This window comes from Streptomyces sp. NPDC032126, from assembly GCF_055580085.1.
In genome coordinates, this window is record NZ_JBVIMA010000011.1 from 22045 (window position 1) to 39618 (window position 17574).

At 70.9% G+C, this 17574-nt stretch carries 14 protein-coding genes; 11 read left to right on the forward strand and 3 right to left on the reverse strand.

Features of this window, described 5'->3' with window-relative positions; genetic code table 11:
• The first annotated feature begins 93 nt into the window (after nt 1–93).
• Both ACZ5NW_RS32710 and ACZ5NW_RS32715 read left to right on the forward strand, forming a co-directional pair.
• Nucleotides 94–1608: a PucR family transcriptional regulator gene (locus ACZ5NW_RS32710; protein ID WP_468747630.1), complete on the forward strand. Its 1515-nt coding sequence runs from the start codon at nt 94–96 to the stop codon at nt 1606–1608.
• Nucleotides 1609–1679: 71 nt separating this feature from the next.
• Entirely contained in the window at nt 1680–2468 is a 789-nt protein-coding gene (locus tag ACZ5NW_RS32715; protein ID WP_468747631.1) for a phosphatase, read from the forward strand.
• Nucleotides 2469–2477: 9 nt separating this feature from the next.
• Here the strand turns inward: ACZ5NW_RS32715 and ACZ5NW_RS32720 are convergent, their stop codons facing one another.
• From ACZ5NW_RS32720 to ACZ5NW_RS32730, 3 genes are all read right to left on the reverse strand, one after another.
• Nucleotides 2478–3344: an acyl-CoA thioesterase gene (locus ACZ5NW_RS32720; RefSeq protein ID WP_468747632.1), complete on the reverse strand. Its 867-nt coding sequence runs from the start codon at nt 3342–3344 to the stop codon at nt 2478–2480.
• A gap of 36 nt (nt 3345–3380) precedes the next feature.
• Complete coding sequence (locus ACZ5NW_RS32725) at nt 3381–4538, reverse strand: acyl-CoA dehydrogenase family protein (RefSeq protein WP_468747633.1); 1158 nt, start codon at nt 4536–4538, stop codon at nt 3381–3383.
• Between the two features lie 162 nt (nt 4539–4700).
• Nucleotides 4701–5309 carry an SACE_7040 family transcriptional regulator gene (locus ACZ5NW_RS32730; RefSeq protein ID WP_468747634.1) on the reverse strand — a complete coding sequence of 203 codons (609 nt, stop codon included), beginning with the start codon at nt 5307–5309 and terminating at the stop codon, nt 4701–4703.
• 86 nt (nt 5310–5395) lie between these two features.
• Here ACZ5NW_RS32730 and ACZ5NW_RS32735 point away from each other — a divergent pair, with 86 nt between their 5' ends.
• From ACZ5NW_RS32735 to ACZ5NW_RS32775, 9 genes are all read left to right on the forward strand, one after another.
• A complete protein-coding gene (locus ACZ5NW_RS32735; RefSeq protein ID WP_468747635.1) occupies nt 5396–7012 on the forward strand; it encodes a carboxyl transferase domain-containing protein in 1617 nt (538 codons plus the stop codon).
• Between the two features lie 6 nt (nt 7013–7018).
• Nucleotides 7019–8950 (forward strand): acetyl/propionyl/methylcrotonyl-CoA carboxylase subunit alpha, encoded by a 1932-nt coding sequence (locus tag ACZ5NW_RS32740; protein ID WP_468747636.1) that lies wholly within the window; start codon nt 7019–7021, stop codon nt 8948–8950.
• A complete protein-coding gene (locus tag ACZ5NW_RS32745; RefSeq protein ID WP_468747637.1) occupies nt 8947–9918 on the forward strand; it encodes a hydroxymethylglutaryl-CoA lyase in 972 nt (323 codons plus the stop codon). The genes ACZ5NW_RS32740 and ACZ5NW_RS32745 overlap by 4 nt, the downstream gene beginning before the upstream one ends.
• Before the next feature lie 8 nt (nt 9919–9926).
• Entirely contained in the window at nt 9927–11087 is a 1161-nt protein-coding gene (locus ACZ5NW_RS32750; protein WP_468747638.1) for an acyl-CoA dehydrogenase family protein, read from the forward strand.
• A 129-nt stretch (nt 11088–11216) separates the two neighbouring features.
• On the forward strand, nt 11217–12266 hold the full coding sequence (locus tag ACZ5NW_RS32755; protein WP_468747639.1) for an ABC transporter substrate-binding protein: 1050 nt from the start codon (nt 11217–11219) through the stop codon (nt 12264–12266).
• Between the two features lie 281 nt (nt 12267–12547).
• On the forward strand, nt 12548–13990 hold the full coding sequence (desA, locus tag ACZ5NW_RS32760) for a lysine decarboxylase DesA (RefSeq protein WP_468747640.1): 1443 nt from the start codon (nt 12548–12550) through the stop codon (nt 13988–13990).
• Nucleotides 13947–15260: a lysine N(6)-hydroxylase/L-ornithine N(5)-oxygenase family protein gene (locus tag ACZ5NW_RS32765; protein ID WP_468747641.1), complete on the forward strand. Its 1314-nt coding sequence runs from the start codon at nt 13947–13949 to the stop codon at nt 15258–15260. The genes desA and ACZ5NW_RS32765 overlap by 44 nt, the downstream gene beginning before the upstream one ends.
• The gene (locus ACZ5NW_RS32770; protein WP_468747642.1) at nt 15257–15787 is read left to right on the forward strand and encodes a GNAT family N-acetyltransferase; all 531 of its coding nucleotides are present in this window, start codon (nt 15257–15259) and stop codon (nt 15785–15787) included. Before ACZ5NW_RS32765 ends, ACZ5NW_RS32770 begins: the two co-directional genes overlap by 4 nt.
• Nucleotides 15784–17553 (forward strand): IucA/IucC family protein, encoded by a 1770-nt coding sequence (locus ACZ5NW_RS32775; protein ID WP_468747643.1) that lies wholly within the window; start codon nt 15784–15786, stop codon nt 17551–17553. The genes ACZ5NW_RS32770 and ACZ5NW_RS32775 overlap by 4 nt, the downstream gene beginning before the upstream one ends.
• Nucleotides 17554–17574: the final 21 nt, after the last annotated feature.

Sequence of the window (17574 nt, forward strand, 5' to 3'; positions counted from 1 at the left end):
CCGTGCGCCGTCCTGCGCAGGCGACCAGCTTCGACCCTAGGTGGCCCGGCGGCGACTGCGAAGTGTACGTTTCCTCCATTACACCCGGAGACCATGGAGAAAACATCCACCGTGCCGGACCCCGCCGTTCCCCCCGCTCCCCCCGTCCCCCTCGCCGCACTCCTCGCCCGCGAGGACCTCGCCCTGCGGCAGATCGCCGGACCCTCCGGCCCCGGGACCGTCGTCCACGGCGCCCACACCTCGGAGATGGCCGACCCGTACCCGTATCTGCTGGGCGGTGACCTGCTGCTGACGGCGGGCGTGCACATCCCGGACACGGCGGACGCGTCGTACTTCGACGACTACGTCACCCGGATCGTGGCGGCCGGCGGCGCCGCGCTCGGCTTCGGTCTCGCGCCGGTGCACGACACCGTGCCGCCCGCCCTGGTGGCCGCCTGCGACGCCCACGGGCTGCCCCTGCTGGAGGTGCCGCCGGGGACCACGTTCTCGGGTGTGGCCCGAGCGGTGTGGCAGCTGATGGCGCGGGCCCGGCTCGCCGAGCTGCGCCGGGTGACGGAGGCCCAGCAGAGCCTCGCCTCCGCCGCGTCCCGCCCGGACCCGGTCCCCTCCGTGCTGCGGCAGCTCGCCCAGCGGCTCGGCGGGCGGGCGGTGCTGTACGGGCCGGAGGGCGCCGAGATCGCGTCCGCCGGTCCGGCGCCGGACGACCGGGCGGGCGCCGCGCTGGCCGAGCTCGCAGAGGTCGTCACCGTCCGCCCCTTCACCACCGCCACCGACACCGTCGCCGCGACCCACCTGGCCGCCTACGCCCTCGGCGCCGGCCGGGGTCTCGTGCTGGGCGTCGCCGCCCCGCAGCGCACCCCTGGTGACCACACGATCGCCTCCGTCGCCGCCGTCCTGCTCTCCCTCCTCACCGGCGAGCAGCGCAGCGGCTCGGGCACGGCCCGCTCCTCGGCGCTCGTACGCCTGCTGCTGGGCGCCACGCCGGAGGAGGTGGCCCCACGACTCGGCGCCGCCCGCTGGACGGTGATCCACGCCTGCCCGGACCCGGAGACCGCCGGTGCGCCGGGCACCGCGGGCAGCCAGGAAGAAGCCCACACCCCCGACCCCATCACCGCCTCCGCCCTCGGCGCCGCACTCGGATCGTCGCTCGTCGATGTCGCCGACGGGATCGTGCGGGTTCTCGTGCCGGAGGGGCAGGAGCCCGTGCCGTGTCCCGGTTGGATCCTCGGGGTCAGTCCGGTGGTGGCGGCCGGGGAGCTGGCCCTCGCCGATGCCCAGGCCGGTCGCGCCCTCGCCCGGGCCCGGGCCACCCGCGGCCCGCTGGTCCGGCACGGGGCGCGCACGGGCCTGGCCGGTCTCGTCCCCGCCGGTGAGGCCGAGGCCCATGCCCGGGCCCTGCTCGCCCCGATCGCCGGGACGCCCGCCCTGCCCGAGACGCTGCGCGCCTGGCTCTCCCTGCACGGGAGCTGGGACCGCACCGCCGTCGCGCTGAAGGTGCACCGCAACACCGTCCGCCAGCGCATCGCCCGTTGCGCGGCCCTGCTGGAGGCGGATCTGGACGACCCGGACGTCCGTATGGAGCTGTGGTTCGCGCTGCGGCAGAACTGACCGGGGTGACCCACGTCCCAGCGGCCGAAACCCCGACGACGCGGACAGGCCGCTGCCCCACAATGGACACCATGCCGATACCCGGGACACCCAGCCGCGCGGAGCTCGTCGATCATCTCGTCAGAACGCGTATCGCGGGCGACGTGGCCACGCCCCGCGAGAACAACCTCTCGCACTACCGCCAGCTCGCGAACGGCAACCGCCACTACTGGTTCGGCCTGGAGCTCGGCGACCGCTGGAGCGACGAGCAGGACGTGCTCGCGGTGATGGCCGAGAAGGTCGGCGTGAGCGACGACCCGGAGTACCGGTACGGCCAGGACACCATCGACCCCGAGCTGACCGTCGCCGGTCTGGAGCGGCTGGCGAGCCGGCTGCGCAAGGCGGCCGAGGACCGGCAGCGGGTGCTGTTCGCCACCGGCCACCCGGGCGGCCTGCTGAACGTGCACCACGCCACCGCCGCGGCCCTGCGCGCGGCGGGCTGCGAGATCGTGGTCATCCCGGACGGGCTGCAGACCGACGAGGGGTACGTCATGCAGTTCGCGGACGTGGCGGTGCTGGAGCACGGCGCGACCCTGTGGCACACCCACTCCGGCGAGCCGATGAAGGCCATCCTCACGGCCCTGGAGCGGACCGGCCGGCCGCTGCCCGACCTCGTCGTCGCCGACCACGGCTGGGCCGGCTACGCGGGACAGCACGGCGTCGACTCCGTCGGCTACGCGGACTGCAACGACCCGGCGCTGTTCGTCGCCGAGACGGAGGGCACCGTCCAGGTCGCCGTCCCGCTCGACGACCATGTGCTCAGCCCGCGTTTCTACGAGCCGATGACCGCGTATCTCCTGGCCGAGGCGGGCCTGGCCTGACCGGCGGGGTCAGCGGGGAACCCTGACCACGCCCTCCTGGATCACCGAGATGGCCAGCCGGCCGTCCCGTGTGTAGATACGGGCCTGGCCGAGGCCCCGGCCGCCGTGGGCCGACGGTGACTCCTGGTCGTAGAGCAGCCAGTCGTCGGCGCGGAACGGGCGGTGGAACCACATCGCGTGGTCCAGTGAGGCGCCGACGACGTCCCCCACCGCCCAGCCGCCCCGGCCGTGCGCGAGCAGCACCGAGTCGAGCAGGGTCATGTCGGAGACATAGGTGGCCATGACGACGTGCAGCAGCGGATCGTCGTCGAGCTTGCCGTTGGTGCGGAACCACACCTGGCTGTGCGGCTCGCGCGGCTCGCCGAACTTCCCGTACGGCGGCTCGTCGACGTAGCGCAGGTCGATGGCCTCGCGCGCCTCCAGGAACCGCTCGACCACGTCGGGGTCGAGGTGGTCGTAGCCGCGCAGCCGCTCCTGGGAGGTGGGCAGCGTGGCCGGGTCGGGCGAGGGCGGCATGGGGGTCTGGTGGTCCAGCCCCTCCTCGTACGTCTGGAAGGACGCCGAGAGGGCGAAGATCGGCCTGCCGTGCTGGACGGCGACCACCCGGCGGGTGGTGAAGGAGCGGCCGTCGCGCATCCGCTCGACGGTGTAGACGATGGGCGCGCCCGGGTCGCCCATGCGCAGGAAGTACGCGTGGAGCGAGTGCGCGGGCCGGTCCGCCGGGACCGTGCGCCCGGCGGCGACCAGCGCCTGCGCGGCGACCTGCCCGCCGAAGACGCGCGGGACGACGGCGGAGCGGGACTGGCCGCGGAAGATGTTCTCCTCGATCTGCTCGAGGTCGAGCAGATCGAGGAGATCCTGGAGTGCCTGGCTCATGGCGTGTGGTGGTACCGGCCAGTGATCGTGGTCGTCCTACAGACCCATGTCCTTCGCGATGATCGACTTCATGATCTCGCTGGTGCCGCCGTAGATGCGGTTGACGCGGTTGTCCGCGTACAGGCGGGCGATCGGGTACTCGTTCATGAAGCCGTAGCCGCCGTGCAGCTGGAGGCAGCGGTCGATGACGCGGTGGGCGACCTCGGTGCAGAACAGTTTGGCGCTGGCGGCCTCGGCGGGCGTCAGCTCGCCGGCGTCCAGGGCCTCCAGGGCGCGGTCGGCGACGGCCTCGGCGGCGTCCACCTCGGCCTGGCAGGCGGCCAGTTCGAACTTGGTGTTCTGGAAGGCGGCGACGGGCTGGCCGAAGACGACGCGGTCCTGGACGTACTGCTTGGTGAACCGGATGGCGGCCTTGGCCTGCGCGTAGGCGCCGAAGGCGATGCCCCAGCGCTCGGAGGCGAGGTTGTGGCCGAGGTAGTAGAAGCCCTTGTTCTCCTCGCCGAGGAGGTCCTCGACGGGCACCTTGACGTCGACGAACGCCAGCTCGGCGGTGTCGGAGGTCTTCAGGCCGAGCTTGTCGAGCTTGCGGCCGACGGAGTAGCCCTCGGCCTTGGTGTCCACGACGAAGAGGGAGATGCCGTGGCGGCGGTCCTCGGCGGTGGGCGCGGCGGTGCGGGCGCAGACGATCATGCGGTCGGCGTGGACGCCGCCGGTGATGAAGGTCTTGGCGCCGTTGAGGACGTAGTGCGTGCCGTCCTCGGAGAGCTTGGCGGTGGTCTTCATGCCCGCGAGGTCGGAGCCGGTGCCCGGCTCGGTCATCGCGATGGCCCACATCTCCTCGCCGGAGACGAACTTCGGCAGGTAGCGCTTCTTCTGCTCGTCGGTGGCGAGCAGCTTGATGTAGGGCAGGCCGAGCAGGACGTGGACGCCGGAGCCGCCGAACTGGACGCCCGCGCGGGCGGTCTCCTCGTACAGCACGGCCTCGAACTTGTAGGAGTCGATGCCGGCGCCGCCGTACTCCTCGTCGACGCGTATGCCGAAGACGCCCAGCTCGGCGAGCTTGTAGTAGAACTCGCGCGGCGCCTGGCCGGCCTCGAACCACTCGTCGTAGACGGGGACGACCTCGGCCTCGATGAAGGCCCGGAGGGTCTCCCGGAACGCTTCGTGATCCTCGTTGAACACCGTACGGCGCATGCCGCCACCTCCACGTACATCAGCTGGGCCGGCCGCCCTGTCTAAGCGCTTGCTCACATCACCGTACCGGCGAGTATAGAAGTCGTCCAGAGACGTCTGTCACTCTTCGCTCAGTCTGTACCGCCGGGACTGGACGAGGTCTGGATGCCCCGCGGCGCCGACTCACGCCTGCGCGCGGTCCTCCGCCGCCGCCCCGAAGGCGCCGCGCGCCATCTTGTGCAGCAGTTCCGCCGTCGCCCCCCGGCCGGGCAGGGAGCCGGGGCGGCCCAGGTGCGGGGTGGAGTTCAGCAGGCCGAAGACCGAGTGGACCGCCGAGCGGGCGGTGGGCTCGGTGAGCGCCGGATACACCTCGCGGACCACCTCCACCCACAGCTCGACGTACTGCCGCTGCAACTGGCGCACCAGCTTGCGGTCGCTGTCCCGGAGGCGGTCCAGCTCGCGGTCGTGCAGGGTGATCAGGGGGCGGTCGTCGATCGCGAAGTCGATGTGGCCCTCGATGAGCGAGTCGAGGACGGCCCCGGCGGGCACCCCGTCGGCCTCCGCGAGACGGCGCCGCGCCCCGGTCAGCAGCTGGCCGCTGATGCCGACGAGCAGCTCCGCGAGCATCGCGTCCTTGCCCGGGAAGTGGCGGTAGAGACCGGGACCGCTGATGCCGACGGCGGCTCCTATCTCGTCGACCCCGACGCCGTGGAAACCCCGCTCGGCGAAGAGGCGGGCGGCCTCCTTGAGGATCTGCTCGCGGCGGGTGGGGGCGTCGGTTCTGGTGGCCATGAGGGCAATTCTAGACAGGGAGGTTAGCGGTCGTTAACCTGAAGGAAATGCGTTAACGCTCATTAACAGGGTGAGGGGATCGCAGGATGCACGAGGCACCGGAGCTGACCAGCGCGGCAGACCCCGCGTCGGCGGCCTGGCGCGCCAACGAGGAGGCGCATCGCGCGCTCGCCGAGGAGCTGCGCGAGAAGCTGGCCGCCGCACGCCTGGGGGGCGGTGAGAAGGCGCGGGCGCGGCACACCGCGCGCGGCAAGCTGCTGCCCAGGGACCGGGTGGACACGCTGCTCGACCCGGGCTCGCCCTTCCTGGAGCTCGCCCCGCTCGCCGCCGACGGGATGTACGAGGGACAGGCCCCGGCCGCCGGGGTGATCGCCGGCATCGGCCGGGTCAGCGGCCGCGCGTGCGTGATCGTCGCCAACGACGCCACGGTCAAGGGCGGCACCTACTACCCGATGACCGTGAAGAAGCATCTGCGCGCCCAGGAGGTGGCCCTGGAGAACCGCCTGCCGTGCCTCTACCTGGTCGACTCCGGCGGCGCCTTCCTGCCCATGCAGGACGAGGTCTTCCCGGACCGGGACCACTTCGGGCGGATCTTCTACAACCAGGCCCGGATGTCGGGCGCCGGGATCCCGCAGATCGCCGCGGTCCTCGGCTCGTGCACGGCGGGCGGCGCGTATGTGCCCGCCATGAGCGACGAGGCGGTCATCGTGCGCGGCCAGGGCACGATCTTCCTCGGCGGGCCCCCGCTGGTGAAGGCCGCCACCGGCGAGGTCGTCACGGCCGAGGAGCTGGGCGGCGGCGAGGTCCACTCGCGCGTGTCGGGCGTCACCGACCACCTCGCCGAGGACGACGCGCACGCGCTGCGGATCGTGCGGAACATCGTCGCCACGCTCCCCGCGCGCGGGACGCCGCCCTGGGAGGTCACCCCGGCCGTGGAGCCCAAGGTCGACCCCGCCGGGCTGTACGGCGCGGTGCCTGTCGACCCCCGCACCCCCTACGACGTGCGGGAGATCATCGCGCGCGTGGTCGACGGCTCGCGGTTCGCCGAGTTCAAGGCCGAGTTCGGGCAGACCCTGGTCACCGGCTTCGCCCGGATCCACGGCCACCCGGTGGGCATCGTCGCCAACAACGGCATCCTGTTCTCCGAGTCCGCCCAGAAGGGCGCCCACTTCATCGAGCTGTGCGACCAGCGCGGGATCCCCCTGGTCTTCCTCCAGAACATCTCGGGCTTCATGGTCGGCAAGGACTACGAGGCGGGCGGCATCGCCAAGCACGGCGCGAAGATGGTCACCGCCGTCGCCTGCACGCGCGTGCCGAAGCTGACCGTCGTCGTCGGTGGCTCCTACGGCGCGGGGAACTACTCGATGTGCGGCCGGGCCTACTCCCCCCGCTTCCTGTGGATGTGGCCCAACGCCAAGATCTCGGTGATGGGCGGCGAGCAGGCCGCGTCGGTCCTCGCGACCGTCAAGCGCGACCAGCTGGAGGCGCGCGGCGACGACTGGCCGGCCGAGGACGAGGATGCCTTCAAGGCGCCGATCCGCGCCCAGTACGAGCGCCAGGGCAACGCCTACTACGCCACCGCCCGGCTCTGGGACGACGGCGTCATCGACCCCCTGGAGACCCGCCAGGTGCTGGGTCTGGCCCTGACCGCCTGCGCCAACGCGCCGCTGGGCGACCCCCAGTTCGGCGTCTTCCGGATGTGAGGACCCATGTTTGACACAGTGCTTGTCGCCAACCGGGGCGAGATCGCGGTCCGCGTCATCCGCACCCTGCGCGCCCTGGGTGTGCGTTCGGTGGCCGTCTTCTCCGACGCGGACGCCGACGCGCGGCACGTCCGGGAGGCCGACACGGCGGTACGGATCGGTCCGGCGCCGTCCGCCGAGAGCTATCTCCACATCGAGCGCATCCTGGAGGCCGCCGCCCGCACCGGCGCCCAGGCGGTCCACCCCGGGTACGGCTTCCTCGCGGAGAACGCCGACTTCGCGCGCGCGTGCGCCGACGCGGGCCTGGTGTTCATCGGGCCGCCGGCCTCCGCGATCTCCCTCATGGGCGACAAGATCCGGGCCAAGGGGACGGTGAAGGAGGCCGGCGTCCCGGTCGTCCCCGGGTCGAGCGGCAGCGGCCTGACGGACGCCCAGCTCACCGAGGCGGCCCTGGAGATCGGTCTGCCGGTGCTGCTCAAGCCGTCCGCGGGCGGCGGCGGCAAGGGCATGCGCCGGGTGCGGGACGCCGCGCTGCTCGCCGACGAGATCGCCGCCGCCCGCCGCGAGGCCCGCGTCTCCTTCGGCGACGACACCCTCCTCGTCGAGCGGTGGATCGACCGGCCCCGGCACATCGAGATCCAGGTCCTGGCCGACGGGCACGGCCAGGTCGTGCACCTGGGCGAGCGCGAGTGCTCCCTCCAGCGACGGCACCAGAAGATCATCGAGGAGGCGCCGAGCGTCCTGCTCGACGAGGCCACGCGCGCGTCGATGGGCGAGGCCGCGGTCGAGGCGGCCCGCTCCTGCGGCTACCGGGGCGCGGGCACGGTCGAGTTCATCGTCCCCGGCGACGACCCGTCGTCGTACTACTTCATGGAGATGAACACCCGCCTCCAGGTGGAGCACCCGGTCACCGAACTCGTCACCGGGCTCGACCTGGTGGAGTGGCAGGTGCGGATCGCGGCGGGCGAGCGGCTGGGCTTCGGCCAGGAGGACGTCCGGCTGACCGGGCACGCGGTCGAGGCGCGGATCTGCGCGGAGGACCCCGCGCGCGGATTCCTCCCGTCCGGCGGCACCGTGCTGCTGCTGAACGAGCCGCGGGGCGACGGGGTGCGCACGGACTCCGGGCTCAGCGCGGGCACCGAGGTGGGCAGCCTGTACGACCCGATGCTGTCCAAGGTCATCGCGTACGGCCCCGATCGCGCGACGGCGATCAGAAGGCTCCGGGCGGCCCTCGCGGAGACGGTGACCCTCGGCGTGCAGACCAACGCGGGCTTCCTGCGCCGGCTGCTGGCCCATCCGGACGTCGTGGCGGGCGAGTTGGACACCGGTCTGGTCGAGCGGGTGGTGGACGACCTCGTCACCACGGACGTACCGGAAGAGGTGTACGAGGCGGCGGCCGCCGTGCGGCTGGACGCGCTGAAGCCGCGGGACACGGGCTGGACGGACCCCTTCTCCGTGCCGAGCGGCTGGCGCCTCGGAGGCACCCCCCGGGCCGTCACCTTCCCGCTGCGCGTGCAGGACCCCGTGGAGCACACCCCCCGGGGCACCCACACCGTCACCCCCGACCGGGTCTGCGTCACCCTCGACGGCGTCCGCCACACCTTCCACCGCGCCGCCGACTGGCTGGGCCGCGACGGCGACGCCTGGCACGTCCGCGACCACGACCCCGTCGCCGCCTCCCTCAACCGCGCCGCGCACGCGGGCGCCGACTCGCTCACCGCGCCCATGCCGGGGACCGTGACGGTGGTGAAGGTCGCCGTCGGCGACGAGGTGGCCGCCGGGCAGAGCCTGCTGGTGGTGGAGGCGATGAAGATGGAACACGTCATCTCCGCCCCGCACGCCGGCACGGTCGCCGAACTGGACGTGACCCCCGGCTCGACGGTCGCCATGGACCAGGTGCTGGCCGTCATCGCACCGCACGAGGAGGCCGAGGAATGACGGCACCGGGACTCCCCATGGTCGTACCGGCCCAGGGCCTGCCCCCGCGGGTGCGGATCCACGAGGTCGGCGCCCGTGACGGACTGCAGAACGAGAAGTCGACCGTGCCGACCGAGGTCAAGGCGGAGTTCGTGCGCCGTCTCGCCGGCGCGGGCCTGACGACGATCGAGGCGACCAGCTTCGTCCACCCCGCGTGGGTGCCGCAGCTCGCGGACTCGGCGGAGCTGTTCCCGCTGGTGCGGGATCTGACGGGGGTCCGGCTGCCCGTGCTGGTCCCCAACAACCGCGGTCTGGAGCGGGCGCTGGCGCTCGGCGCGCGCCGGATCGCGGTCTTCGCCAGCGCGACGGAGTCCTTCGCGAAGGCCAACCTCAATCGCACGCTGGACGAGTCGCTGGCGGTGTTCGGCCCGGTCGTCGCCCGCGCCAAGGACGAGGGCCTGCACGTCCGCGGCTATGTCTCCATGTGCTTCGGCGACCCGTGGGAGGGGCCGGTCCCCGTCCACCAGGTCGTGCGCGTGTGCAAGGCGCTGAGGGACATGGGCTGCGACGAGCTGAGCCTCGGCGACACGATCGGCGTCGCCACGCCGGGCCATGTCCTCGAACTGCTGTCGACGCTCAACGAGCAGGGCGTGCCGACGCATGTGATCGGCGTGCACTTCCACGACACCTACGGCCAGGCCCTCGCCAACACCCTGGCCGCCCTCCAGCACGGCGTCACCACCGTCGACGCCTCCGCCGGCGGTCTCGGCGGCTGCCCGTACGCCAAGTCGGCCACCGGGAACCTCGCCACCGAGGACCTCGTGTGGATGCTGCACGGCCTCGGTATCGACACCGGGGTCGATCTGGACCGTCTCGTCGCCACCAGCGCGTGGATGGCCGAACAACTGGGCCGACCCAGCCCGTCCCGCACCGTCCGAGCCCTGTCCCACAAGGACGACGAGGCCGGCCAGGACCACCAGGAGCAGTGATCACAGTCATGGACTTCCGACTCTCCCCCGAACTGGAAGAACTCCGCCGCACGGTCGAGGCGTTCGCGCACGACGTGGTCGCACCGAAGATCGGCGACTTCTACGAGCGGCACGAGTTCCCGTACGAGATCGTGCGCGAGATGGGCCGCATGGGCCTGTTCGGGCTGCCGTTCCCGGAGGAGTACGGCGGGATGGGCGGCGACTATCTCGCGCTGGGCGTGGCGCTGGAGGAGCTGGCCCGGGTGGACTCCTCCGTGGCGATCACCCTGGAGGCCGGGGTGTCGCTGGGCGCGATGCCGATCCATCTCTTCGGCACCGAGGAGCAGAAGCGCACCTGGCTCCCCCGGCTGTGCGCCGGCGAGGTCCTGGGCGCCTTCGGCCTCACGGAGCCGGACGGCGGCTCGGACGCGGGCGCGACCCGGACGACGGCCCGTCTCGACCCGGAGACGGACGAGTGGGTGATCAACGGCACGAAGTGCTTCATCACCAACTCGGGCACGGACGTCACGGGGTTGGTGACGGTCACCGCGGTGACCGGTCGCAAGCCGGACGGCAAGCCGCTCATCTCGGCGATCATCGTCCCGTCGGGCACGCCCGGCTTCACGGTGGCGGCGCCGTACTCCAAGGTCGGGTGGAACGCCTCGGACACCCGCGAGCTGTCCTTCGCCGATGTGCGGGTCCCGGCGGCGAACCTGCTCGGTGAGGAGGGGCGCGGCTACGCCCAGTTCCTGCGGATCCTCGACGAGGGCCGGATCGCCATCGCGGCGCTGGCGACCGGTCTGGCGCAGGGCTGTGTGGACGAGTCGGTGAAGTACGCCAAGGAGCGGCACGCCTTCGGCCGGCCGATCGGCGCCAACCAGGCCATCCAGTTCAAGATCGCCGACATGGAGATGAAGGCGCACACGGCCCGGCTCGCCTGGCGCGACGCTGCGGCCCGGCTGGTCAGTGGCGCTCCCTTCAAGAAGGAGGCGGCCCTGGCCAAGCTGTACTCGTCGACGATCGCCGTGGACAACGCCCGTGACGCCACGCAGATCCACGGCGGCTACGGCTTCATGAACGAGTATCCGGTGGCCCGGATGTGGCGTGACTCCAAGATCCTGGAGATCGGCGAGGGCACGAGCGAGGTGCAACGGATGCTGATCGCCAGGGAATTGGGGCTCGTGGGCTGAGACTCGACGCCCACGCGGCGCGCGCGGCTTGGGAATCGAGGGGCGCCCTCTGGACAACTTCTGAGGTTAGGCTAACCTACCTTCGAATTGTCCGGCGGGCGCCCCGCCCTGTTCGAAAGCAGCGTGTCCATGTCCAACGCCAGAGCCACTCATCCGACCCGTCGCGGCATCCTCGCCGCCGGAGGCGCCCTCGGTCTCGGCGCCGCGCTCGCGGCCTGCGGGGACGACGACGCGAAAAAGGGTGGCTCGGGCACGACGTCGAGCACCTCCGCCAAGTCCGGCCCCTGGACGTTCAAGGACGACCGCGGCACGACCGTGAAGCTCGACAAGGTCCCGTCGAACATCGTCGCGTTCACCGGCGTCGGCGCCGCGCTCTTCGACTACGGCATCCAGGTCAAGGGCGTGTTCGGCCCGACGAAGACCACCGACGGCAAGGCCGATGTCCAGGCCGGCGACATGGACATCAGCAAGGTGGAGATCCTGGGCAACGTCTGGGACGAGTTCAACGTCGAGAAGTACGCCGCCCTCGCGCCCGACTTCCTCATCTCCACCATGTTCGACAACGCCGGCACCCTCTGGTACGTCCCCGAGGCATCCAAGGACAAGATCGCCAAGCTGGCCCCGAGCGTCGCCGTCTCCGTCTACGACCGTCAGCTGACCGCTCCGCTCCAGCGGATGTGGGAACTCGCGGAGTCGCTGGGCGCGGACATGACGGCCGCCGCCGTCACCGAGGGGAAGAAGAAGTTCGAGGCCGCCTCGGCCCGGCTGCGCGCCGCGGCCAAGGCCAAGCCGGACATCAAGGTGATGGCCGGGTCCGCCAGCCAGGAGCTGTTCTACGTCTCCGGCACCAACCTCTCCATCGACCTGGAGTACTTCAAGGCGCTCGGCGTGAACTTCGTCGAGCCGCCGGAGAGCGCCAAGGCGCAGGGCGGCGGCTGGTACGAGTCGCTGAGCTGGGAGAACGTCGACAAGTACGCGGCGGACATCATCATGATGGACGACCGGTCCTCGACGATCCAGCCGGCCCACATCACCGAGGCGACCTGGAAGAAGCTGCCCGCGGTGAAGGCGGGCCAGGTCATCGCCCGGTCGCCGGAGCCGATCCTGTCGTACGCGAAGTGCGTGCCGCTGCTGGAGAACCTGGCGGCGGCTCTGGAGAAGGCCAAGAAGGTCGCCTAGTCGCGGACCGCACCCTGGGTGCGCCGAGGGGTCCCCCATGCTCCTCGGCGCCCTTCGGCATGCCCTCCTGAAGCCTGGCTGGAGTCCGGCTGGAATCTGATCGGAGCCCCAACTCCCTGACTGAATAGGGTTGTTGATGCCGCGACAAACGTGAGTACCGTCACGGAAGGGGTGCGGTTCGGAGTGGGTAGCTTAGGTTAGGCTAACCTAAGCAAGATCGAGGCTCCCCGCCCCCGCGTCCGTCCGCAGCGGACCGTCCCCACCTCCGGAGGACCCCCACCATGCGCTCGCACCTGCTCAATGACACGACCGCGGAGCAGTACCGCCGCTCCGTGACCGAAGGAGTCGAGCGGGTGGCCGCCAAAATCGCCGCCACCAACCGTCCGTTCACCGGCGTCACGGTCGACGCCCTCGCTCCCGCCATCGACGCGATCGACCTCGACCAGCCGCTGCACGACACCCACGCGGTGCTCGACGAGCTGGAGGACGTCTATCTGCGGGACGCGATCTACTTCCACCACCCCCGCTATCTGGCCCACCTCAACTGCCCGGTCGTCATCCCGGCCGTGCTCGGCGAGGCCATCCTCTCCGCCGTCAACTCCTCCCTGGACACCTGGGACCAGTCCGCCGGCGCCACCCTGATCGAGCGCAAGCTCATCGACTGGACGGCCGGCCGTATCGGCCTCGGCCCTGCCGCGGACGGGGTGTTCACCTCCGGCGGCTCCCAGTCCAACCTCCAGGCGCTGCTGCTGGCCCGCGAGGAGAACAAGAGCGGCGACCTCGGCAGGCTGCGCGTCTTCGCCTCCGAGGCAAGCCACTTCAGCGTGCGGAAGTCGGCGAAACTGCTCGGCCTCGGCGAGGACGCCGTGATCTCCGTCCCCGTCGACCACGACAAGCGGATGCAGACCGTCGCGCTCGCCCGTGAGCTGGAGCGCTGCACGAGGGACGGCCTGATCCCCATGGCCGTGGTCGCCACGGCCGGCACCACCGACTTCGGCTCCATCGACCCGCTGCCCGAGATCGCCGAGCTGTGCGCGCAGTACGGCACCTGGATGCACGTCGACGCCGCCTACGGCTGCGGGCTGCTCGCCTCCCTCAAGTACCGGGACCGCGTCGACGGCATCGAACGCGCGGACTCCGTCACCGTCGACTACCACAAGTCCTTCTTCCAGCCGGTGAGTTCATCGGCCCTGCTGGTCCGCGACGCGGCCACCCTGCGCCACGTCACCTACCACGCCGAGTACCTCAACCCCCGCCGCATGGTGCACGAGCGCATCCCCAACCAGGTGGACAAGTCCCTGCAGACCACGCGCCGCTTCGACGCGCTCAAGCTGTGGGTGACCCTGCGCGTGATGGGCGCCGACGGCATCGGCCGGCTCTTCGACGAGGTCTGCGACCTGGCCGTCCAGGGCTTCGACCTGCTCGCCGCCGACCCCCGCTTCGACGTCGTGGTCGAGCCGACGCTGTCCACCCTGGTCTTCCGCTACATCCCCGCCGCCGTCACCGACCCGGCCGAGATCGACCGCGCCAACCTCTACGCCCGCAAGGCCCTGTTCGCCTCCGGTGACGCCATCGTCGCGGGCACCAAGGTCGGCGCCCGCCACTACCTGAAGTTCACCCTGCTCAACCCCGAGACGAAGGCGTCGGACATCGCCGCCGTCCTCGACCTGATCGCCGACCATGCCGAGCAGTACCTGGGAGAGTCCCTTGACCGCGCTTGCTGACACCACGGAAAAGACCTACGACTTCGTGGGCATCGGGCTCGGCCCCTTCAACCTCGGCCTCGCCTGCCTGACCGAGCCGATCACCGAACTCGACGGCGTCTTCCTGGAGTCGAAGCCCGACTTCGAGTGGCACGCCGGCATGTTCCTCGACGGCGCCCACCTCCAGACGCCGTTCATGTCGGACCTGGTCACCCTGGCCGACCCGACCTCCCCGTACTCCTTCCTGAACTACCTGAAGGAGAAGGGCCGGCTGTACTCCTTCTACATCCGTGAGAACTTCTACCCGCTGCGCGTCGAGTACGACGACTACTGCCGCTGGGCCGCCGGGAAGCTGAGCTGCGTCCGCTACGGAACGACGGTGACCGAGGTGACGTACGAGGACGAGCTGTACGTCGTGAGCACCGCGAACGGTGACACCTACCGCGCCCGCCATCTGGTCCTGGGCACCGGCACCGTCCCCTTCGTGCCCGAGCCCTGCCGGGGCCTGGACGGCGGCCTGTTCCACAACGCGCAGTACATGCACCGCAAGGCGGAGCTGCTGACCAAGAAGTCGATCACGATCGTGGGCAGCGGCCAGAGCGCCGCCGAGATCTACTACGAGCTGCTGTCCGAGATCGACGTCCACGGCTACCAGCTGAACTGGGTGACGCGCTCCCCGCGCTTCTTCCCCCTCGAATACACCAAGCTGACGCTGGAGATGACCTCCCCGGACTACATCGACTACTTCCGGGCGCTGCCCGAGGAGACCCGCTACCGGCTGGAGAAGCAGCAGAAGGGCCTGTTCAAGGGCATCAACTCCGACCTCATCGACGCGGTCTTCGACCTGCTGTACCAGAAGAACGTCGAGAGCGGCGACCGCCCGGTCCCCACCCGTCTGCTCACCAACTCCTCGCTGACCAGCGCGCGGTACGCCGACGGCACGTACACGCTGGGCTTCCACCAGGACGAGCAGGACAAGGACTTCGAGCTGGACACCGAGGGCCTGGTCCTCGCCACCGGCTACCACTACGAGCCCCCGGCCTTCCTCGCCCCGGTGCGCGAGCGGCTGCGCCACGACGGCCACGGCCGCTTCGACGTCGCCCGCAACTACGCCATCGACGTGACGGGGCGCGGGATCTTCCTGCAGAACGCCGGCGTCCACACCCACAGCGTCACCAGCCCCGACCTCGGCATGGGCGCCTACCGCAACAGCACCATCATCCGAGAGCTGCTCGGCACCGAGTACTACCCGGTCGAGAAGACCATCGCGTTCCAGGAGTTCGGCGTATGAACCTCACCCTTCGTCCCCTCGACCCGCTGAAGGACGCCGAGCTGCTGCACTCCTGGGTCACCCACCCCAAGGCCGCCTTCTGGATGATGCAGGACGCCCGGCTGGAGGACGTCGAGCGGGCCTACATGGAGATCGCCGCCGACGAGCACCACCACGCGCTGCTCGGACTGCACGACGGCGAACCGGCGTTCCTGATGGAGCACTACGACCCCGCCCACCGCGAGCTGGTCGGGCTCTACGAGCCGCGGCCCGGCGATGTCGGCATGCACTTCCTGGTCGCGCCCACCGACCGGCCCGTCCACGGCTTCACCCGGGCCGTCATCACCGCCGTGATGGCCCATCTGTTCGAGGACCCCGCGACCGCGCGGGTCGTCGTCGAACCGGACGTGGCCAACAAGGCCGTCCACGCCCTGAACGAGGCCGTCGGCTTCGTGCCCGAGCGGGAGATCGACAAGCCGGAGAAGAGGGCGCTGCTGAGCTTCTGCACCCGGGAGCAGTTCGTCGCGGCGACGGGGGTGCGCGCGTGAACCTCACCGACGCCGTGGCCCACCTCTCCCCCGAACGCTGGGAGCAGGCCAACCGCCACCTTCTGCGCAAGGCCCTCGCCGAGTTCGCGCACGAGCGGCTGATCACGCCCGAGGCCGACGGGGACGCGTATGTCGTGCGCAGCGACGACGGGCTGACGTCGTACCGCTTCACGGCCGTGCGCCGCGCCCTCGACCACTGGCAGATCGACGCCGGCTCCATCGTCCGCACCCGTGAGGGCGCCGAACTCCCGCTCGCCGCACTGGACTTCTTCATCGAGCTGAAGCAGTCCCTGGGCCTGAGCGACGAGATCCTGCCGGTCTACCTGGAGGAGATCTCCTCCACCCTCTCCGGCGCCTGCTACAAGCTCACCAAGCCGCAGGTCACGGTCGCCGAGCTCCTCGACGGCGGCTTCCAGGCCATCGAGACCGGCATGACCGAGGGGCACCCCTGCTTCGTCGCCAACAACGGGCGGCTCGGCTTCGGCGTCCACGAGTACCTGGCGTACGCCCCCGAGACCGCGAGCCCGGTCCGGCTGGTGTGGCTGGCCGCGCACCGCTCCCGCGCGGCCTTCACGGCGGGCGTCGGCGTCGACCACGAGTCGTTCCTGCGGGACGAGCTGGGCGAGGCCACCCTGAACCGATTCCGCGCCACGCTCACCGAGCAGGGCCTCGACCCCGCCGACTACCTCCTCATACCCGTCCACCCCTGGCAGTGGTGGAACAAGCTGACGGTCACCTTCGCCGCCGAGGTCGCCCGCCGGCACCTCGTCTGCCTCGGCGAGGGCGACGACGAGTACCTGGCCCAGCAGTCCATCCGGACCTTCTTCAACACCTCCGACCCCCGCAAGCACTATGTGAAGACGGCCCTGTCCGTCCTCAACATGGGCTTCATGCGCGGCCTGTCCGCCGCCTACATGGAGGCCACCCCCGCGATCAACGACTGGCTCGCCCAGCTCATCGAGAGCGACCCGGTGCTGAAGTCGACCCGCCTCACGATCATCCGCGAGCGGGCGGCCGTCGGCTACCGGCACCTGGAGTACGAGCGGGCCACCGACCGCTACTCGCCGTACCGCAAGATGCTGGCCGCCCTGTGGCGGGAGAGCCCGGTGTCCGCCCTCCGGGACGGCGAGTCCCTGGCGACCATGGCCTCGCTGGTCCACGTCGACCACGAGGGCCGCTCCGTGGCCGGCGCGCTGATCGAACGGTCGGGCCTGCCCGCCACCGAATGGCTGCGGCACTACCTGCGCGCCTACTACACCCCGCTGCTGCACTCCTTCTACGCCTACGACCTGGTCTTCATGCCGCACGGCGAGAACACGATCCTGGTCCTGAGGGACGGCGTCGTGACACGGGCGGTGTACAAGGACATCGCCGAGGAGATCGCGGTGATGGACCCGGACGCGGTGCTGCCTCCCGAGGTCGCCCGCATCCGGGTGGAGGTCCCCGAGGACACGAAGCTGCTGTCGATCTTCACGGACGTCTTCGACTGCTTCTTCCGCTTCCTCGCCGCGAACCTCGCCGAGGAGGGCGTCCTGACCGAGGACGGCTTCTGGCGCACGGTCGCCGAGGTCACCCGCGAGTACCAGGAGTCCGTGCCGCATCTGGCCGACCGGTTCCGCCAGTACGACATGTTCGCCCCCGAGTTCGCCCTGTCCTGCCTCAACCGGCTCCAACTGCGCGACAACAAGCAGATGGTGGACCTGGCGGACCCCTCCGGGGCGCTCCAGCTGATCGGCACCCTGAAGAACCCGATCGCCGGGTTCTGACCCGTCGGTGCCGTCCCGATT